Source organism: Microbacterium sp. NPDC086615, from assembly GCF_040686055.1.
GTDB lineage: Bacteria > Actinomycetota > Actinomycetes > Actinomycetales > Microbacteriaceae > Microbacterium.
Genome location: NZ_JBFBJJ010000001.1, coordinates 24,885 through 42,944, shown reverse-complemented (window position 1 = coordinate 42,944; position 18,060 = coordinate 24,885). Strand labels below are relative to the sequence as shown.

The 18,060-nt window shown below is 70.8% G+C and carries 17 protein-coding genes and 1 tRNA gene; 10 read left to right on the top strand and 8 right to left on the bottom strand.

Annotation, left to right across the window (positions count from 1 at the left end; translation table 11 throughout):
• Nucleotides 1–66: 66 nt before the first annotated feature.
• A tRNA-Met gene (locus tag AB0O24_RS00220) sits at nucleotides 67–140 on the bottom strand.
• Between the two features lie 83 nt (nucleotides 141–223).
• On the opposite strand from AB0O24_RS00220, the gene AB0O24_RS00215 reads away from it, so the two are divergent.
• The 3 genes from AB0O24_RS00215 to AB0O24_RS00205 all read left to right on the top strand — a co-directional run bounded on the left by AB0O24_RS00215 (nucleotide 224) and on the right by AB0O24_RS00205 (nucleotide 1,894).
• A complete protein-coding gene (locus AB0O24_RS00215) occupies nucleotides 224–721 on the top strand; it encodes a DUF6328 family protein (RefSeq protein WP_363371641.1) in 498 nt (165 codons plus the stop codon).
• The gene (locus tag AB0O24_RS00210; protein ID WP_275798209.1) at nucleotides 718–1,524 is read left to right on the top strand and encodes a carbon-nitrogen hydrolase family protein; all 807 of its coding nucleotides are present in this window, start codon (nucleotides 718–720) and stop codon (nucleotides 1,522–1,524) included. Before AB0O24_RS00215 ends, AB0O24_RS00210 begins: the two co-directional genes overlap by 4 nt.
• Before the next feature lie 73 nt (nucleotides 1,525–1,597).
• Nucleotides 1,598–1,894, top strand: a complete 297-nt coding sequence (locus tag AB0O24_RS00205; RefSeq protein ID WP_363371638.1) for a helix-turn-helix transcriptional regulator — start codon at nucleotides 1,598–1,600, stop codon at nucleotides 1,892–1,894.
• Here AB0O24_RS00205 and AB0O24_RS00200 read toward each other — a convergent pair.
• The 3 genes from AB0O24_RS00200 to AB0O24_RS00190 form a co-directional block, all read right to left on the bottom strand.
• Entirely contained in the window at nucleotides 1,891–2,220 is a 330-nt protein-coding gene (locus tag AB0O24_RS00200; protein WP_058595220.1) for a hypothetical protein, read from the bottom strand. The two genes, AB0O24_RS00205 and AB0O24_RS00200, sit on opposite strands and share 4 nt — an antisense overlap.
• Nucleotides 2,221–2,341: 121 nt before the next feature.
• Nucleotides 2,342–2,578, bottom strand: coding sequence for a hypothetical protein (locus AB0O24_RS00195; protein ID WP_058612963.1), 237 nt, complete (start codon nucleotides 2,576–2,578; stop codon nucleotides 2,342–2,344).
• 135 nt (nucleotides 2,579–2,713) lie between these two features.
• On the bottom strand, nucleotides 2,714–3,919 hold the full coding sequence (locus AB0O24_RS00190; RefSeq protein WP_307385922.1) for an aminotransferase class I/II-fold pyridoxal phosphate-dependent enzyme: 1,206 nt from the start codon (nucleotides 3,917–3,919) through the stop codon (nucleotides 2,714–2,716).
• 172 nt (nucleotides 3,920–4,091) lie between these two features.
• On the opposite strand from AB0O24_RS00190, the gene AB0O24_RS00185 reads away from it, so the two are divergent.
• From AB0O24_RS00185 to AB0O24_RS00175, 3 genes are read left to right on the top strand one after another with little or no spacing between them, the layout of a single operon-like run.
• Nucleotides 4,092–5,705 (top strand): trypsin-like peptidase domain-containing protein, encoded by a 1,614-nt coding sequence (locus AB0O24_RS00185; RefSeq protein ID WP_307385924.1) that lies wholly within the window; start codon nucleotides 4,092–4,094, stop codon nucleotides 5,703–5,705.
• A 52-nt stretch (nucleotides 5,706–5,757) separates the two neighbouring features.
• Complete coding sequence (locus AB0O24_RS00180; protein ID WP_363371634.1) at nucleotides 5,758–7,035, top strand: CDP-glycerol glycerophosphotransferase family protein; 1,278 nt, start codon at nucleotides 5,758–5,760, stop codon at nucleotides 7,033–7,035.
• On the top strand, nucleotides 7,032–8,474 hold the full coding sequence (locus tag AB0O24_RS00175) for a CDP-glycerol glycerophosphotransferase family protein (protein WP_363371631.1): 1,443 nt from the start codon (nucleotides 7,032–7,034) through the stop codon (nucleotides 8,472–8,474). Before AB0O24_RS00180 ends, AB0O24_RS00175 begins: the two co-directional genes overlap by 4 nt.
• Here AB0O24_RS00175 and AB0O24_RS00170 read toward each other — a convergent pair.
• On the bottom strand, nucleotides 8,471–9,565 hold the full coding sequence (locus tag AB0O24_RS00170) for a glycosyltransferase family 2 protein (protein ID WP_363371629.1): 1,095 nt from the start codon (nucleotides 9,563–9,565) through the stop codon (nucleotides 8,471–8,473). The two genes, AB0O24_RS00175 and AB0O24_RS00170, sit on opposite strands and share 4 nt — an antisense overlap.
• 43 nt (nucleotides 9,566–9,608) lie before the next feature.
• Between AB0O24_RS00170 and AB0O24_RS00165 the strand changes: the two genes are divergently transcribed.
• Complete coding sequence (locus AB0O24_RS00165; protein WP_363371627.1) at nucleotides 9,609–10,856, top strand: CDP-glycerol glycerophosphotransferase family protein; 1,248 nt, start codon at nucleotides 9,609–9,611, stop codon at nucleotides 10,854–10,856.
• A 115-nt stretch (nucleotides 10,857–10,971) separates the two neighbouring features.
• On the opposite strand, the gene AB0O24_RS00160 is transcribed toward AB0O24_RS00165, so the two are convergent.
• The 3 genes from AB0O24_RS00160 to AB0O24_RS00150 all read right to left on the bottom strand — a co-directional run bounded on the left by AB0O24_RS00160 (nucleotide 10,972) and on the right by AB0O24_RS00150 (nucleotide 14,075).
• Nucleotides 10,972–12,309: a phosphotransferase gene (locus AB0O24_RS00160; RefSeq protein WP_275798226.1), complete on the bottom strand. Its 1,338-nt coding sequence runs from the start codon at nucleotides 12,307–12,309 to the stop codon at nucleotides 10,972–10,974.
• 71 nt (nucleotides 12,310–12,380) lie between these two features.
• On the bottom strand, nucleotides 12,381–13,334 hold the full coding sequence (locus AB0O24_RS00155; protein WP_275798228.1) for a hypothetical protein: 954 nt from the start codon (nucleotides 13,332–13,334) through the stop codon (nucleotides 12,381–12,383).
• A 48-nt stretch (nucleotides 13,335–13,382) separates the two neighbouring features.
• Nucleotides 13,383–14,075: an NTP transferase domain-containing protein gene (locus tag AB0O24_RS00150; protein WP_058612971.1), complete on the bottom strand. Its 693-nt coding sequence runs from the start codon at nucleotides 14,073–14,075 to the stop codon at nucleotides 13,383–13,385.
• A gap of 438 nt (nucleotides 14,076–14,513) precedes the next feature.
• Between AB0O24_RS00150 and AB0O24_RS00145 the strand changes: the two genes are divergently transcribed.
• Genes AB0O24_RS00145 through AB0O24_RS00135 form a run of 3 tightly spaced genes read left to right on the top strand, consistent with a single transcriptional unit; the run spans nucleotide 14,514 to nucleotide 18,052 of the window.
• Nucleotides 14,514–16,187, top strand: a complete 1,674-nt coding sequence (locus AB0O24_RS00145) for an ATP-binding cassette domain-containing protein (RefSeq protein WP_363371623.1) — start codon at nucleotides 14,514–14,516, stop codon at nucleotides 16,185–16,187.
• A gap of 8 nt (nucleotides 16,188–16,195) precedes the next feature.
• Entirely contained in the window at nucleotides 16,196–17,725 is a 1,530-nt protein-coding gene (locus AB0O24_RS00140; RefSeq protein WP_345799708.1) for a hypothetical protein, read from the top strand.
• 60 nt (nucleotides 17,726–17,785) lie between these two features.
• Nucleotides 17,786–18,052, top strand: coding sequence for a DUF3039 domain-containing protein (locus tag AB0O24_RS00135; RefSeq protein WP_043363140.1), 267 nt, complete (start codon nucleotides 17,786–17,788; stop codon nucleotides 18,050–18,052).
• Nucleotides 18,053–18,060: the final 8 nt, after the last annotated feature.

Below are 18,060 nucleotides of genomic sequence, written 5' to 3'. Positions count from 1 at the left end.
CGGGGTTCTCGTGGACTTCGGAAAAGCAGAAGGCCCCGGATCGATCGATCCGGGGCCTTCATTTTGTTGCGGGGACAGGATTTGAACCTGCGACCTCTGGGTTATGAGCCCAGCGAGCTACCGAGCTGCTCCACCCCGCGGCACAAGAGAAAACATTACGCCGAGATGAACGACGGCGCAAATCCGGGCACACCGCCCGGGAGTGTCGCGACAGAATGGCCCGGTGAGCAGCACCATCGACGATCGCGGCGACGGACGCCCCGAGAGTCCCGCGCAGCGCGCCGACCGCAACTGGACCGACGTCCTGCAAGAGCTTCGCGTGCTGCAGACGGGCACGCAGATCCTCACCGGGTTCCTTCTCGCGCTCGCTTTCCAGCCGGCCTTCGGCGACCTCGACGCGGGCTGGCGTGCGTTCTACCTCGGCCTGGTTGCTCTCTCCGCGCTGAGCGCGGTCGTCGCTCTCGCCCCTGTGGCTCTGCACCGCGCCGTCTTCCGACTGGGGATCAAGCCCTCCGTCGTGCGCTTCGGTCATCGCGCGCTGCGTGCCGCTCTGGTGCTCGTCTCGTTGCTGCTCACGGGCGTGGTCGGGTTCGTCTTCGGTGTCGTGGTCGGCGTGGGCGCCGCCGTCGCGGGTGCGGTCGTCCTCGCGGTGACGATCCTCGTACTGTGGGTGATGGTGCCGGTGATCCTCCGTCACCGCGGGCGAAAGGATGACGAGTGACAGACCGCCGATTCGGACTCGCCGTCGCGCAGTTCGCCCCCAGCGCCTCCCGGGAGTCGAACCTCTCGGCGATCGAGGAGGCTGTCGGGGTGGCCGTCGCGCGCGGCGCGCAGCTGATCGTCTTCCCGGAGTACTCGAGCTACTTCGTCGACCCCTTCGACGACACCCTCGCGCAGAACGCCGAGGATCTCGACGGTCCCTTCACCGCCGCGCTCCAGTCCCTCGCCGCGCGACACGGCATCGTCGTCGTGGCGGGTCTCCTCGAGCGGGCCGACGACGGCCGGCGCGTGCGCAACACCGTCGTGGCGGTGGCGGGGGATGGCATCCGGTCCGTCTATCGCAAGCTGCACCTGTACGACGCGTTCGGTCAGCGCGAGTCGGACTGGGTCGCGCCGGGCGAGATCGCTCCGCCCGACACCTTCGAGGTCGACGGACTGCGATTCGGTCTGATGACCTGTTACGACCTGCGCTTCCCCGAGGTCGCGCGCACCCTCGCGGACGCCCAGGTCGATGTGGCCCTGGTGCCGGCCGAGTGGGTTCGTGGTCCTCTCAAGGAGGATCACTGGCGCACGCTCGTCCAGGCTCGCGCGATCGAGAACACCTTCTTCGTCGCGGGAGCGGATCATCCGCCACCGCTGGGTGTCGGGCATTCGATGATCGTCGACCCGCAGGGTGTCGTCCTCGCGGCGGTCGGCACGACGACCGACGTCGCCGTCGCTCACATCGATCCGGATGCCATCGCCCGCGTGCGCCGGGTGAATCCCGCGCTCGATCTGCGACGTTTCCGGGTGACTCCGCGCTGACGTTTCGTCTCGGCTGCGCACCGTTTTGCGCCGTTTCGATGCCCTTGGCCGTCCGATGACGCAAGCTGGAAGAATGACCGGTCTCGCGTTCGACTACCCCTGGATGACGTATATGAGCGAGCTCGGGGCGAATCTGCGCGCGGCGCGCCTCGCCACGGGGCTCACGCAGGAGGACGTCGCCGTGCGTGCGCGCATCTCGCTCTTCACGTACCAGAAGCTCGAGAAGGGCGAATCGAACCCCGGGACGCCCGCCAATCCCCGTCTGCAGACGCTGCTGGCGCTGTCGGCGGTGCTCGAGGTCTCGATTCAGGACCTCGTGCCCGACCTCGACCGGATCCGCGAGGGCGAGCCGGGGCCGAGCGACGTCTAGGGGAGGTCGTCCAACAGCGCGGTCACCGCGCGCATCAACCGCTTCGTCGTCTCGATGCTGAGCACCGTGGACTGCCGCGCGAACTGATCGGAACCGAACCACACCCACGTCTCGCCGCGGGTCTGCTCCAGTCCGATCGTGATCTCGGTGACGCCGATCGCGTGGATGTCGCCGTTCGGGTGAAGGCTGCGCTCGACGCCGGGGACGGTGATGCCTTCGCTGCGGTGCGAGACGTCGGCCGCCGCATGGTCTTCGTGCTCGCCCGCGCACCAGGAGGGGCACGGGGATGACGGTTTCAGCGCGCGTGGCGGGTCGGGCCAGCTCATGGATGTCTTCCTCGTGACGATCGTGCAGGGACGTCCTCGACGATACGAGCCGGACGCGCCCCTCGGGCGAGGCGCGAGCCACCCGTTCCGGTGGTTGACGTCGAGAGGTGGCGCTGCCTGGTCAGGGCAGCTCGCTCGACGGCTGGATGCGCTGCACGTACCGGATCAGCGAGATGGGTCGGGCGGATCGCCACCCCGACCGGGTGAGTGCCATCGTGTACCCCTCCGCGCGCAACTGCATGGCCGTCTCCGGCGTGAGCAACGTCCGTCCCGGCACCTTCGTCCACCGCAACGCTGTCCCGTAGACGTGCGTGATGCGGGGCGGGCGGGATTCGAGCGGGTGGCGCGGGCGTGGCATGGAACTTCCCGGAGGGTGGGCGACGGGAGTCGCGGGCGCGATCGCCGGCTTGCGATCACTCGAACAATACCATGCATACATGGTATGTCGCCGGTGTGACGGCGAGTTCTCCGCCGTGTGTCACGCTTCGGCCGGTCAGGCTCCCGACAGGCCCGCCAGGCGTTCCGCTGCGTCGCTCAGCACCTCGACGCGTTTGCACGCGGCGAAGCGCACGAGGGTCGCGTAGCGATCCCGCCGAGCGGGGGAGACGAACGCGGTCAGAGGAATGCCGACCACCCCGGCACGGGCGGGCAGCTCACGGCAGAACGTTCCCGCGTCCGTGGCGCCGAGCGGGGCGGCATCCACGACCGTGAAGTACGAGCCTCCGGGAGACGAGACGTCGAAGCCGGCTGCTCGGAGCCCGGTGCCCAGCACCTTCGCCTTGGCGGCCATGGTCGCTGCGACGGAGGCGAAGAACGCGTCGGGCAGTCGCAGGCCGGCCGCGATCGCCGGTTGGAACGGCGAGCCGCCGACGTAGGTGAGGAACTGCTTGACGGCCAGCACCGCGGTGACCAGCTCGGCGGGACCCGTCACCCACCCGGTCTTCCATCCGGTGAGCGAGAACGTCTTGCCGGCGGAGGAGATCGACAGAGTCCGTTCGGCTGCGCCCGGCAGGGTGGCGATCGGAACGTGCGGTCCGTCGAACACGAGGTGCTCGTACACCTCGTCGGTCACGATGATCGCGTCGTGGAGGTGGGCGAGACGCACGACCTCGTCGAGCACCTCGCGAGAGAACACCGTGCCCGTCGGGTTGTGGGGGTCGTTGACGAGGATGACTCGCGTCCGGTCGTTGACGGCGGATGCCAGGTCGTCGAGGTCGGGCTGGAAGTCGGGCCAGCGCAGCGGGACGCCGACGAGCCGCGCTCCGGCCAGCGCGACACTCGCGGCGTACGAGTCGTAGTAGGGCTCGAACACCACGACCTCGTCGTCGGGACCGTCGATGAGGGCGAGCAGAGTCGCCGCGAGCGCCTCGGTCGCCCCGACCGTCACCAGCACCTCACGCGCGGGATCGAGCTCGAGACCGTAGAAGCGCTTCTGGTGCTCGGCGATCGCGGTCAGCAGCTCGGGGAAACCGCGCCCCGGGGCGTACTGGTTGACCCCGTCGGCGATGGCGCGCCGCGCGGCTTCGAGGACGACCTCGGGGCCGTCCTCGTCGGGGAACCCCTGGCCGAGGTTGATCGCGCCGGTCGAGGTCGCCAGGGCGGTCATCTCGGCGAAGATCGTGGGGACGGCTCGGCCGTCGGCGGAGAGGAGACCGGCTCCTCGGGCGGTGCGCTGCCAGGCGCCGGGGATGGTGTTCATCGGGGAAGTGCCTTCGAAGGGGTGCGTGGGCCGGAGGGCCGATAGGTTCTCACCGTAGGCCATCGGCCTTGCGGGGCGTTGGTGTGAGACCCATAGAGGCGGCTCACCCGCGTCATAGGCAGCGCACAGCATTCGGGGTCATCGTTGAAGCGCCTGGAAGAAGGAGCATCACATGAGCGACAACACGGACAACCGCCCCGAGGGTAACGACATCAGCTCGAACACTGACGCGACCGCGCAGAACGCCGTGCCCGCCTCGCCGAACACCGACCACACCGCGACCGGGAACGCGAGCGACGCCGCCGCCACCCCCGGCGCCGTTCCGCCCGTGCCGACGCGTTCGCCCGCCGCCGCCGCGGCCGCGTGGCCGCCGCCGGCGCACAACCCCGCCGCGGGGACGCACGCGTCCGGTTCCACCCACGACGGAGCCACCCGCCCGCAGGCCTACGCCGCCGCGCCGTCCGGCGCGACCGGCCCCACCGGCCACGCGTTCGGCCCGGCCGCGGGCGGTCACGACCCGCACGGACAGCACCCCACGCTGAACCTCGGCGGGACGCCGACCGCCACGCAGCCGCGCAAGAAGAGCTCGGCCCCCAAGGTCGCCGCTCTCCTCGTCGCCGCAGCCCTGGTCGGCGGCGGCGCGGGCCTCGGTGGCACGTACGCCGGTCTGTCGCTGTGGGGCGGGTCGAACTCGGCCGCCGTCGCGGGTCCGACGGCCGTCACGGTCAACAACCCCGAAGACGTCAACAACACCACCGCTGTCGCGGCCAAGGTCGTGCCGAGCGTCGTGACGATCCAAGCGATGGAGGGCCAGACCGGCGACACCGGCTCGGGCGTGATCCTGAGCAAGGACGGCTACATCCTCACCAACAACCACGTCGTGACCATCGGCGGCAAGTCCGCCAACCCGACGGTGTCGGTCACCACGTCGGACGGACGCGTCTTCTCCGCGAAGATCGTCGGCACCGACGCGACCTACGACCTCGCGGTGATCAAGGTCGACAACGCCTCGAACCTCACCCCGATCGAATGGGCGGACTCGTCGCAGCTCAACGTCGGCGACAACGTCTCGGCGGTCGGCGCTCCGCTCGACCTGCCCAACACGGTCACCACGGGAATCGTCAGCGCGCTGAACCGATCGATCCTCGTCGCCTCGTCGGCCGCCCCCAAGGACGGCACCGAGTCGGAGGACGGCTCGGGCTCGGGCGGCAACCAGAACCCGTTCTACTTCGACTTCGGCGATGGACAGCAGAGCCAGCAGCAGGCGACCGACTCCATCAAGATCGCCGTCATCCAGACGGATGCCGCGATCAACCCCGGCAACTCCGGTGGCGCGCTCGTCGACGACGAAGGCAAGCTGATCGGCATCAACGTCGCCATCGCCAACGCCGGTGGATCGTCGTCCGGCGGTCAGTCCGGCAACATCGGCGTGGGCTTCGCGATCCCGTCGGACATCGCCAAGCGCATCTCGCAGGACATCATCGACAACGGCGCCGCCACGCACGGTCTGCTCGGCGCCAACGTCCAGGATGCCGGCAGCATGCAGGGCGCGACCACCACGGGCGCCTACGTCGCCGTCGCGGTCGACGGCGGTGCCGCTCAGGCAGCGGGGCTGCAGAAGGGCGACATCGTGACGAAGTTCAACGGCGTCCCGATCACCAACTCCGCCGACCTGACCGCACAGGTCCGGGCGCTCGCCGCCGGGACCAAGGCTGAGATCACCTACGTCCGCAACGGGCAGGAGAAGACCGCCGAGGTCACCCTCGGACAGATGCCCACCAACTGACGCTCCGCCTGACGCTCCGGCGTCGGACGCCACCCCGCGATAGGCTCGCGGGGTGGCGTCTTTCTCGTTCGGGGCGGGAAACGCGCGAAAACTCCGCCGGATCCCGCTCTACCTCGCGGGTCGTCTCCTCACCGCTCTGGTCCCGCGATCGCGCGAGCGCTGGGTGTTCGGGTGCGCGGTCGGCGTGACCGACGGCGCTCTCGCCCTGTGGCGATTCGCCGCCGAGCGCGGAGAACGGGCGCTCTGGCTCGTCGCCGATGAGACTCAGGAGCGCGAGGCTGGACGCCTCGGCATCCCGTCGGTGAGGAGAGACTCCGTCCGCGGTCTCTGGGCCACCGCGCGAGCCCGAGTGATCGTGGTGACCCATGGGTTCGGCGACGTCCAGCGCTACGCGGTGACCGGGGCGTTCATCGTGCAACTCTGGCACGGCATCCCGCTCAAGCGCATCGGCCTCGACTCTCCCGAGACCACACGCGCCGGGTCGACGCGCGCCGGGTCCACCGTGGCGCGTCGGGTGCTGGCGGTCCTGTACCGTCGAACGACCCGTCAGATCTCGATGCTCCCCGCCGCATCGCACCTCGTGCGCGGGCGACTCGAGACCGCTTTCGGCCTTCCCGACGCGCGCCTTCCCGTCACGGGCGAACCGCGCGTCGACGTCCTCTCCCAAGGCTCCGCTGATGAGCGTCGCCACGCCGCCCGCGCCGCTCTCGACGAGGCGTGCGGCCGCCCGCTCGGCGATACCCGGGTCGTCCTGTACGCACCCACGTGGCGCGACGGCGAGCCCGACCCCGCGGTGCCCGACGCGGAGGAGTGGGATGCCATCACCGCCGCTCTCGACCGTCTCGACGCCACACTGCTCATCCGCTCGCACCCGCTCGGTGCCGGCGACTACACGCCGCGCGTGTCGCACGACCGGGTCGGGGCACTCGGGAACGATCGGGTGGCCGACATCACCCCGCTGCTCCCCGGGATCGACCTCCTCGTCACCGACTACTCGTCGCTGGCGTTCGATGCCGCACTCGTTCCGCTGCCGGTGCTGTTCTTCGCGCCCGACCTCGAGGCGTACAGCGCGCGGCGCGGACTGTACGGGACCTACGCGAGCGTCGCCGGCGCCGACCCCGCGCGCACCTGGACGGACGTGCTCGCGTGGGTGGGTGGCATCCTGGACGATCCGACCGAGGCGCTCACAGCCTCCCGCCGTCGCAGCGAGACCGTGCACGCGCACCGGGACGGGCGGAACACCGAGCGCGTGTACCGCGAGATCCGCCGTCGCCTCGAGCGGGCGAAACCGACCGACGCCCGGTGGGGCGCGAGAAGGGCGCCGCGATGACCGACGCACGTTTCCTCGACGACGGGGGTGTTCCCGTGTTCGAGATCAGCGGCACGGGAGTCCGTCCGGCATCCGTCACGCTCATCGGACGACGCGCTCGCGTCTCGGCGCGGCTGTACGGACGAGGGCGCACCTGGCGCGCCGAGGTGCCTTTGCGTGCGGCGCGGTGGGGCGGACCCGAGCTGCCCTTGCCGACGGGGGAGTACCGGCTCTCGATCGAGGCGGGGGACGCGACGGATGCCGCGCCTCCGGGTGAGGCGATCTCCCTCACGGTCCTCCCGGGCCTGCGTGCCGCGTGGACGGGGGCGACTCTGCGCGTGGGGCCGCCGGTCGATACCGCTGAAGCGCAGGCCGCGCTCGAGAAGGAGTACGCCCGGCGGCGCGAACCGCTCGAGAACGCCGTCTTCTTCGAGAGCTTCTACGGACGCAACGCGAGCTGCAACCCGCTCGCGATCGATCGGGAGCTCGCGCGCGTCGCTCCCGGGGTGACGCGGTACTGGAGTGTGGTCGATCTCTCGGTGCAGGTCCCGCCGGGGGCCGTCGCGGTCGTCGAGGGGAGCCCGGAGTGGTGGCGCGCCCGCGGCGCCGCGCGACTGCTCGTCGTCAACGACTGGCTGCGGAGGCGCTTCGTCCGCCGCCGCGGGCAGGTGGTGCTGCAGACCTGGCACGGCACGCCCCTCAAGCGCTTGGCGCTGCACCGCCCGGGCTTCGATCCTCGGCGCGCGGCCGCCGTGGTGCGCGAGGCGCTGCGCTGGAACGTCCTGCTCGCGCAGAGCCCCTACGCGGCGCGCGTCCTCACCAAGGCCTATGCCTTCCTGCGCCGCCCGGTGTGGATCGAGGGGTACCCGCGGAACGATGTCCTCCGCACGGACGACGGAGAGCGTACCCGTCACGCCCTCGGCATCGGCGCGGGCGAGCGGGTGCTCCTGTACGCGCCGACGTGGCGCGACGACCGGGAGGCCATCGTCGACTTCGTCGACCCGACCGCCCTGGCCCGGGCGACGGACTCCGTCGTGCTGGTTCGCGGGCATTCCCGCACGCTCCTCCCCGGGGAGGACGCGCGCGGCCCGCGCGTGATCGACGTCACGGGATACCCGGACACGGCGCGACTCCTCGCTGTCGCCGATGCGCTCATCACCGACTACTCGTCGGTCATGTTCGACTTCAGCATCACGGGCAAGCCGATGTACTTCCTCGTGCCCGACCTCGAGCACTACCGCGGAGCGCTCCGCGGCTTCTACTTCGACCTGGTGGACGCGGCTCCCGGTCCCGTCGTCCGGACGCAGGACGAACTCGCCCGTGCGATCGACGAGGTCGATCCGTCGATCTTCGCCGAGCGTTACGCCCGGTGGCAGCGCATCTTCAACGCCCGCGACGACGGCCGCGCGAGCGAGCGCGTCGTGGCGCGCATTCTCGATCAGGGGTTCGTCGACCGCTAGGGCAGCGGCGTGTTGCGCCCCTCGAGCCGAGAGGTGTCGACGGTGTCGTGCGCGCCCCGCGCGACTCCCCACAGGAAGCCCGATCCCCACGAGAGATGCATCGAAGGCAGGACCGCTGCCGTCCACGCGCGGTCGCGCCAGCCGCGACCACCGCCGCGCCCGAGCGAGACCACGGCGACCAGCAGCGCATACGCCGCGACGGGAAGGTGGAGGACGGATGCCACGGCCGAGCGGCGGCGGCGCGTACGACGAGCCGTCTGCCACAGACCGGCGGTGGTCGAGAGCACGACGGCCACGACGAGAGCGGGAGGGGCGAAGAATCGCAGCGAGTTGCGCCGGCCGTATCGTCGGACGAGTTCGCCGCGCCACGCTCCGGTCGCACGGAACTGCCGCACGAGCCGTGTCCAGCTCTCGCGAGGCCAGTAGACGACCGAGAGGGCGGGGTCGAACCACACCCGATAGCCCGCGCGCCGCAGCCGGAGGTTGAGCTCCCAGTCCTCCCCGCGGCGGATCGACGGATCGAAGCCGCCCACCTCATCGAGCGCGGCGCGGCGCATGACGCCGAGGTAGGCCGATTCGGCCGGACCCTCGACCGCACCGCCGTGGTACGCACCGCCGCCCAGTCCGGCTCGCGAGTTGTACGCGCGAGCGACCGCGCGTTGGAAGGGAGAGCGACCGTCCGCGCGCATCACACCGCCGACGTTCGCCGCCCGTGTGCGGGCGAGGGTCGCCAGGGCGCGGCGGGTGTACCCCGGAGAGAGCTCGGAGTGAGCATCGACGCGCACCACGGTCGGGTAGCGACTGGCGGCAAGAGCGAGGTTGAGGCCGACCGGGATATCGGCATCCGGGTTGTCGACGAGCACGATGCGCGGGTCGCCGTCCGCCAGCTCACGGGCGATCGAGGTGGTGCCGTCGGTCGACGGGCCGAGGGCGAGGACAATCTCCACGGGTCCGGGAACGTCCTGCGCGAGGGCGGATGCGACGGCGTGCCGCAGGTACCGCTCCTCGTTGAGGACGGGCATGACAAAGCTCACGCCGGCGTCGTCGGGGGGAACGGGCGCGTCTCTACCGCCGGGGGTCGGGAGGGGCATCCCTCGATCCTTTCACGGTGCACCTGGCCGCTACCCTGGAACGATGCCCCTCGTCCGCGACGCCCGACTCGCCGTCGGCCTGCTGCGCAAGGCGGTCGCGACCCGGGGTGCCCGACGCGACCTGCACCGCGCGCTGGCCGCGCGGGGCCCCCTCCCCGAGAACGCGTTCCGCATCGCGGTGTACTTCGCCGACGGCGCGGTCAACATGTACCAGATGCGCCAGTGGTACGCGCCGCTGCGCGAGCTGGCGCGCACCTGGCCGGTCGTCGTGATCAGCCGGACGATCCGCGGTTCCGACGCGTTGCTGAAAGACGGCGAGCTCCCGGTCGCGTTCGCGCCGACCGTGCGCGACGTCGAGCGAGTGCTCGCCGAGCAGGACATCCGGCTCGTGTTCTATGTCAATCAGAACACCCGGAACTTCCAGATGTTCCGCTACGGGCGCCGCTGGCACGTGTTCATCAACCACGGCGAGTCCGACAAGATGTACATGACGACGAACCAGTTCAAGGCGTACGACTACGCCTTCGTCGCCGGAGACGCCGCCCGCGCCCGCCTCTCACGCGCACTGTGGGACTACGACCTCGACCGCCGGACGTTCTCGATCGGGCGTCCCCAGGCCGACCACGCGGTGGGGGAGGCGCCGTTCGCTGACGATGATCGCACCGTCGTGCTGTACGCCCCGACCTGGGAGGGCGACCGCCGGTCGGCACACTACGGCTCGGTCCGCACGCACGGCGAGGCATTGGTCGCCGCCCTGCTCGCCACGGGTCGTCACCGCGTCGTCTACCGCCCGCACCCGCGCTCGGGAGTCGTGGATGCCGAGTACGGCGCCGCGAACGCACGCATCATCGCGGCCCTGGCCGCCGCGAACCGGGCCGATCCGTCGGCGCAGCACGTCTACGACACCTCGCCCGCGCTCGGGTGGCAGCTGCGGTCGGCCGACCTCGCCGTGCTCGACATCTCCGCGATGGTCTATGACCGACTCGCCTTCGCCGCCCCGTTGCTCATCACGCGGCCGAGCGATCCCGAGGCCGAGGTCGATGAGGCGGGCTACCTCTCGGCGTGCGAGTGGTTGGATGCCGCCTCCTCGGGCGACATCGTCGCAGAGACGGATCGCGTGCTCCGTGACCCCGAGGCTGTCGCTCGCCTGCGGCACTGGGTGCAGCACTACTTCGGCGACACCACGCCGGGCGCGTCCACAGCGCGCTTCCACGCCGCTGTCGCAGAGCTCATGCGCCGCTGGGACACCTGGCACGCGCGCGAGGGCGATCGGGCGTCGCGGCATTCATAAACGCCATCCGCGCACAGAAACACGTGGAGAGCGCGTTTACGTGAGCAAACAGCGTTTATGGGCCCGGCCCGGCGCACGCGCCCGACAGGCGCCGCCCGCCGCCGCCCCCCTGCGGCTAGCCGGCGTGGGTGAGGCGCCCGATCGCCGCGAGGGGGATGCCCAGCCAGTCCGGACGATTGCGCGTCTCGTAGATCGCTTCGTAGACGGCCTTGTCGAGCTCGAACGCGGCGAGGAGATCGCCACCGCCGGCTATCTCGCCGCCGGCCGCGGCCGCGTAGCCCTCGAGGAACGACTGCTGTGCCGCGATGACCCACGCGCGGACGGCCGCTCCGTCGTCGTCGGCGATCGCTCCCGAGACGTAGTCGAACGAGCGCAGCATCCCCGCGACGTCACGTACGGCGAGGTCGGGGAGGAGACGTTCCGCCATCGGACGCAACGGTTCGCCCTCGAAGTCGAGCAGCACCCACCCGTTGCTCGGCGTGTGCAGCACCTGCCCCAGGTGCAGATCGCCGTGGACGCGCTGAAGCGCGGGCCACGGCGCCGCCGCCGCGCGGGCGTAGACGGCACGGATGCGATCCACCAGCGGTGCGAGCGCGGGCACCTCGCTCACCGCGATCGCGAGTCGACGCTCCCACGCACCGGTGACGGCGGCACGGTCAGCGGCATCGGGCTCGCGCGTGGGGAACGCGGCGGCGAGCGCGACGTGCATCCCCGCCACGGCCTCGCCGAGGGCGCGCGCCGGTTCTCGGAAGTCCTCGTCGGCGCCCGCGGCGTTCAGCGCGACCCGCCAGGCGTCCTCGACACCGTCGAAGAACTGCTGCGCGAAGGCGAGGGAGCCGGTCACCGTCTCGCCCGTCGAGGCCGTCCACGTTCCCCGCAGCTCGCCGATCGCGGCCGGGACGAACGTCGCTCCACCGGCGGCGAGGGCGGAGGGGAGCTCCACATCGGGATTGCGCCCGCCGTTGACCTGGCGGAAGAGCTTGCAGATGACCGGGAGGCCGTCCTCGTCGGGGCGGAAGATGATCGACGTGTTGGACTGCTCACCGCTCAGCACCCGCGCCGTCGCCCGTGAGGCGGGTGTGCTGAGGTGCGGAGACCACAGCGCGAGGGCCTCCAGACCGGTCTCGGTCGACACGTCGATGCCGCCGACCGTGACAGCTCGGTAGAGCAGATCGGTGAACGCCTCGTCGGTGGTGGCATCCGCCCACACGCCGCCGTCGATCTCGGCACCGATCAGGCTCCCGGGCGGGACGGTGCCGGCCGGCCGCTTCACGACCGGTACCTGGTACACGATCGCGGGAACGGCGGCGTCGTCGCGCACGAGGAGCAGCCGCATGTCCGGTTCGACAAGCGGCCACGACGCGACGAGGGAGAGCCGGGGGTCGCGGCCCTTGGTTCCGTACCAGCGCTGCCGCGGCATCCATACCGCGAGGAGATCGAGGAGGTCGCCCATGCGGCGAGAGTAGCCCGCCGACGTGATCGTCGCGCGGGTCTTGCGTCCCGGGTCGGCGAGATGAGAAGGGCTCAGGATGCCGCGTTCTCGGGCGAGGAGTCTCCGGTGCTCGATTCCACGCCCTCGGCGTCTCTCTTCCGTCGCGGGAGCGCCTTGCGCGCGATCGCGCCCGTCCGGCGGCCGGCGCCGCCGACGGCACCCGCGAGGACGTCGCCGACGCGCGCCACTCCGTTCGCGGCGGTCCTCTCGAGCCGCTCGGCGCCGGGCCGTGGCTCGAGGTCGGCCGGGAGTGTCGGCGGCGGGGGACCGAACGCGCGCCGCGCGTTCGCGAGGACGCGTCGTCCGAGAATGTGGTTGCCGGCGCCGCCGACGACGGCTCCGATGCCGAACGGGAGCGCCTTGCCCAGCCACGACGCCCCTCCGCGCGCCGCGAACTGGCGGGCGAACGAGGTCTTCAGCCGATCGACCAGGGGGCCGACCGCAGCGCGGGGGAGCGTCTTGGTGACGAGATCGCCCCAGTACGTCGAGCGACTTGCGCCTCGGCCCGCGGCCTGCGCGGCCAACTGGGCCACCAGGTCGGTGCCTTCTTTGCCCAGCATCAGCGTCAGTACGAGGGCTCGGGCACGATCCGGGTCATCGACCGCGACACCGTGCACTTCGGCGACCGACTGGGCATAGAGCGCCGTCGCCTCGAGGAAGCCGAGGGTCTCGACTCCGCTGAGCGCGAGGGTGATCCCGGTCGTGATCCCGGGCACGACGGCGGTCGCGCCGACCGCCGCGCCGCCGGTGGTCACGGCCGCGAGGTAGCGACGTTCGAGGATTCCGAGGATCTCCTGCGTGTCGGCATCCCGGTGCCGGAGTCGGATGCTGCGCAGGTGAGCGAGCACGACGGGACGCTGCACCGCGAGGGCACGGTCGAGCAGGCGAATCGCCGCGGGATGTTCTTCGGAACCCACGGGCGGGAGCCCGCCCTTCCACGGGGCGTCCTCGGGGAGGGAGTGGATGCGATGCACCTTCTCAGCCATGACGTCATCTTCTCCCGAGACCGTCCGCGGTCGCGGCGACTTGACGGATCAGACGAAGAGGTTCGCGCGCTCGAGGTCTTCGGCGAAGTCGACCTCGACCGCGTAGAGGTCGGAGATGTCGAGCGGCTCGACCCGCAGACCGTCGTGGACGATGCCGAGCTCGATGCCGCGCTCGAAGTAGTCCTGGTCGTTCACGCGCTGCAACTGGCGCATGAGCGCCTTCTTGTCGCGAGACGACACGTAGTTGATGCCGACGGCTTCACCGACGCCGCCGACGACGGTCTTCGACAGGTTCTTCACGAAGCCCTCGGCGTCGACCGTGTACTTCACCTCTTCGTCGCCCACGCTCGCGGTGTCGACCGTGACGAACGACCGGTCCGCCTCGATCAGCTCGGTCGCGCGACCCAGCACGCGCGGGTCGAAGACGACGTCGCCGTTCATCCACAGCACGCCGGAGCGCCCCGTCTTGGCGAGCGCACGGAGGAGGCTCTTCGAGGTGTTCGTCTGGTCGTAGCGGTCGTTGTAGACGTAGTCGACGTCGGGGAAGGCGTCGACGATCGTCTCGGCGCGATAGCCGACCACCGTGGTGATGCGAGCGTGGTGGCCGAACGCGGCACGGATGTTGTCGTGCTGCTGCTGCATGATGCTGCGGCCGTCCGCGAGCGGGGTGAGGGGCTTCGGTAGGCTGCGGCCGAGGCGCGAGCCCATGCCCGCGGCGAGAATCACGATCTGAACAGTCAAGGCTGGCTCCTGGGGGGATGAGTCGTCATGTCCGGTTCACCGGAATGTCACGCCTTCGTGTGCTGATGATGCTAGCGAAGACCCCGCCCGGGGTGGCATGATTCGCCCCACTCGTTGTGGTTTCGTGATCGGTTACACCGTCTTGCGTCCCGCTGCCTCGCGTACAGCGGTGTCGGAGGGGCTTGCTAGTTTGGAGTGATGACAGCGTCGCTGCCGCAGCCCCAAGACTCGTCCGCCCCTCGGTCGGACGGCGACGCGGTGAGCGCCGATTCCACGCCCGACACGCCCCCGACGCCGAAGCCGCGCGCGCCGCGCGCGCCTCGCACGACCACCCCGAGGGCACCACGGACGTCCACCGCTCGCACGCCGCGCAAGCCCACATCGACGGCCGACACGCCGGAGGCGGGCGAAACCAGTAGTTCGTCGGTCGCGCCGCGCGTGACGAAGAAGCCGGCGGCGAAGAAGCCCGCCACACCGCGCAAGCCCGCGGCACCTCGCAAGCCCGCGGCTCCGCGCAAGCCCGCAGCATCTCGGCCGGCTCCGTCGACGGCGGCGGTTGCCGCCGAGACCGCATCGACTCCCGCCCTGCCCGACGACATCGTCGTTCCTCCGCGCCCGCCGCTTCCCGTCGCGGCCCCCCGCGTCGAGGACGCGGACTCCGCCGCCGACTCAGCGTCCGCGGGCGATGTCGCTGAACGGTCGCCGTCGGCCGGGGCTGCGGTCGAGCCCGCGACGGCAGCGAATGCCTCACTCGACGAGCAGACCTCCGCGGATGTCGCGGCCGAAGACCCGGTGCCTGCTGACGCCGCGGTCGACGAGCACGCACCCACTGAGCAGGCTTCGAGGGATGCGGTGGCGGATCCGGAACCCGCTGACGCTGCGGCCGAAGACCCCACTCCCGCTGACGTCGCGATCGACGAGCCGGTCGTCGCTGACGACCAGCCCGTCGTCGCTGACGCCGCGCCGATCGTCGACGAGTCGGCGAACGATGCCTCGCCGACCGTCGAGGCTCTCGTCGACGAGCCGGTCGACACCTCGGCCGACACGGTCGTGGAAGATCCCGCCCCCGCAGATGTCGCCGTCGAGGAACCCGCGCTCGTCGACGAGGGCGACGGTGCCCCGGATGCCGGGGCGGAGGCCGTGTCGCACACCGTCGAGGAGCCCTCGGGAGATTCGGGCGATGCCCTCGACGAGCTGCTGACGGCCGAGGCCGACGAGCCCGTGGCCTCCGCCGATCGTGTCGAGGACGCTACGCACGCCGACGACGAGCCGACCGCCGCGGTGTCCACGGGCGCCGCGATCGGCGCTGCGGCGCTCGACGGCGCCCCCTCGTCGACGGACGTGGACGAGGCGATCCCGGCTCTCGCTCTCCGCAACGTCACCAAGACCTTCGGTGAGCTGCGGGCCGTCGACGGCATCGACCTCACGATCCCCGCCGGATCGTTCTACGGCCTGGTGGGTCCGAACGGTGCCGGCAAGACGACGACGCTGTCGATCATCGCGGGGCTCCTGCGTGCCGACGCGGGCACGGTCTCGATCAACGGCGTCGACGCCGCGAAGAACTCGCGCGCGGCGAAGAAGATGATCGGCGTGCTGCCGGACCGCCTTCGCACGTTCGATCGCCTCACCGGGCGACAGCTCCTGTCGTACTACGGTGCCCTGCGCGGTCTGCCGGCCGCTCTCGTCGAGAGTCGCTCCGCCGATCTCGCGCGTGCCTTCGATCTGGTCGATGCCCTCGCGCGCCCCGTGTCCGATTACTCGGCCGGCATGACGAAGAAGGTCATGCTCGCCGGTGCGATGATCCACTCGCCTCGACTGCTGGTACTCGACGAGCCGTTCGAAGCGGTCGACCCGGTCTCGAGTGCGGTGATCCTCGACATCCTCGGCGCCTACGTCGGCCACGGCGGAACGGTCATCCTTTCCAGCCACGGAATGGAACTGGTGGAGCGCGTGTGCTCGCGTGTCGCGGTCATCGTGTCGGGGCAGGTTCTCGCCGAGGGCACGGTCGACGAGGTACGTGGCGAGGCCAGCCTCGAACAGCGCTTCCTCGAGCTCGCGGGCGGTCTCGGCGACGTGGAGGGCCTGGAGTGGTTGCACACGTTCTCCGGCTGAGGCTGGCCATGATGCTCGGCGCCCTGCGGGGCGACCGAGACGACGTCCTCCGCCGAGTTGTGGGCCTCGTGGTGCTCGTCGCGGGCACCGTTTTCGCGGCCGTGAACGCGAGCGGTCTGGGCGAGGTCGATCGCCTCACCGCCGGTGTGGTGACGGTCCTCGCGGGTTCCGCCATCACGCTCGGTTTCGCGGTCGCACCGCCGGTCACGGCATCCGTCGATCCCCTCGATCCGCGTCGGTTCGCCGTCGTCGGACCGGAGCCTCGACCCCTCGCCGGTGCGCTGCTGCTCGCCGGCTTCCTGAGCGTCCCGGTGTTCGCGGTGCTGGTGCTCGCCATCAGCGTCGCCATCGCGTGGAGCGAGCAGGGCGTGGGGGCTCTCGCGAGCGTCGTGTCGATCGCGCTCGGGCTCACGACGTGCGTGCTGCTCGCGCGCGTCAGCATGGCGCTCGGAGCCCTGGTGAAGCGTCCCCGGCAGTCGCGTGAGCTCGCGGGGGTCTACCTCGTCGCCGTGCTCGTGGTGGTCGTGCCCGTCGCGGTCTTCCTCGGCTCTCTCGAGTGGCAGGGGACCGTTCCTTCACAGCTGGTGTCCGCCGCCGAAGCCCTGGCCTGGACGCCCGTGGGCGCCGCCTGGGGGATCGCTCTCGCGCCGACGCCGAGTGCCGCCTTCGGGAGCGCCGTCGTGGCTGTCGCCACGGTCGCCGCTCTCACGGCCGTGTGGTTCATCCTCGTCCGCATCCTGCTCACGACCACGCCGCGGCCCGTGGCCGTGCGCGAGCGGGGCGGCCTCGGCTGGTTCGCCCTGCTCCCCGGCACGCCCGGGGGTGCCGTCGCCGCGCGCAGCCTCTCGTACTGGCTGCGGGATCGCCGATACCTCGTCAACATCGTGGTCGTGCCGATCGCGGCCGTGCTCTCGATGGTGCCTCTCGTCGTGGCGGGTGTCCCCCTCGAGATGGCGGCTCTCCTGCCGGTGCCGATCATGGCGCTGTTCTTCGGATGGCTGCCCCACAACGACCTCGCGTACGATTCGACCGCCCTCTGGATGCACATCGCCAGCGGCGTCCGTGGGCTGTCCGATCGGATCGGGCGACTGGTGCCCGTGCTCCTCATCGGACTCCCGATCCTCGCGGTCTCGATCCCGCTCGCGATCGTCGCTCACGGGCGGTGGGCCTTCCTCCCGGCCTTGATCGGCGTCTGCGCTGCCCTGTTCCTCTCTGGTCTGGGCTTGTCGAGCATCTCTTCGGTCGTCGCGCCGTACGCCGTGTCGCGACCCGGCGACAGCCCGTTCCAGCAGCCTCAGCGGACCGGCTCGGGCGGGGTGATCGCGCAGGCGCTCGTCATGCTCGGCTCGCTCCTCGCCGCGTCACCGGCGATCTGGCTCGCCGCGAGGGCGTTGGCATCCGACACGGAAGATGCTCTCGGCGCGCTCTGGGCCGGCCTGGCGGCCGGAGGGATCGTCCTGGTGGTCGGCATCGCGGTCGGCGCGCTCTTGTTCGAGCGCCGCGGAACGCGGCTGATGGAGTTCGCCGAAGCCACGTGATCGGGCGCCGTCGATCGCGACCGGTCCGCACGGTGCGCTCCGCGGCTACACTGGCAGACCATGAGCACGCCTCTCGACAGTCCTGACAGCGGGGGCCTTGCGACCCTGGATCGTGAGCTCGAGGAGCTCATCCGCGAAGAGAACATCGAGCCGGGTGACCACGAGCGCTTCTCGCACTACGTCAAGAAAGACAAGATCCTCGAGTCCGCCCTCACCGGCAAGCCGGTGCGCGCGCTCTGCGGTAAGAAGTGGACGCCGGGTCGCGACCCCGAGAAGTTCCCCGTGTGCCCGCAGTGCAAAGAGATCTACGAGTCGCTGACCAAGTAGCGGCTGAG

What these genes read in the sequence shown, in the direction of transcription:
- AB0O24_RS00205 (WP_363371638.1), top strand. Translation starts at nt 1,598, where the DNA reads ATGACCGGTCTCGCGTTCGACTACCCCTGGATGACGTATATGAGCGAG.
- AB0O24_RS00135 (WP_043363140.1), top strand. Translation starts at nt 17,786, where the DNA reads ATGAGCACGCCTCTCGACAGTCCTGACAGCGGGGGCCTTGCGACCCTG.
- AB0O24_RS00140 (WP_345799708.1), top strand. Translation starts at nt 16,196, where the DNA reads ATGATGCTCGGCGCCCTGCGGGGCGACCGAGACGACGTCCTCCGCCGA.
- AB0O24_RS00175 (WP_363371631.1), top strand. Translation starts at nt 7,032, where the DNA reads ATGACCGACGCACGTTTCCTCGACGACGGGGGTGTTCCCGTGTTCGAG.
- AB0O24_RS00185 (WP_307385924.1), top strand. Translation starts at nt 4,092, where the DNA reads ATGAGCGACAACACGGACAACCGCCCCGAGGGTAACGACATCAGCTCG.
- AB0O24_RS00190 (WP_307385922.1), bottom strand. Translation starts at nt 3,919, where the DNA reads ATGAACACCATCCCCGGCGCCTGGCAGCGCACCGCCCGAGGAGCCGGT.
- AB0O24_RS00170 (WP_363371629.1), bottom strand. Translation starts at nt 9,565, where the DNA reads ATGCCCCTCCCGACCCCCGGCGGTAGAGACGCGCCCGTTCCCCCCGAC.
- AB0O24_RS00155 (WP_275798228.1), bottom strand. Translation starts at nt 13,334, where the DNA reads ATGGCTGAGAAGGTGCATCGCATCCACTCCCTCCCCGAGGACGCCCCG.
- AB0O24_RS00160 (WP_275798226.1), bottom strand. Translation starts at nt 12,309, where the DNA reads ATGGGCGACCTCCTCGATCTCCTCGCGGTATGGATGCCGCGGCAGCGC.
- AB0O24_RS00165 (WP_363371627.1), top strand. Translation starts at nt 9,609, where the DNA reads ATGCCCCTCGTCCGCGACGCCCGACTCGCCGTCGGCCTGCTGCGCAAG.
- AB0O24_RS00200 (WP_058595220.1), bottom strand. Translation starts at nt 2,220, where the DNA reads ATGAGCTGGCCCGACCCGCCACGCGCGCTGAAACCGTCATCCCCGTGC.
- AB0O24_RS00195 (WP_058612963.1), bottom strand. Translation starts at nt 2,578, where the DNA reads ATGCCACGCCCGCGCCACCCGCTCGAATCCCGCCCGCCCCGCATCACG.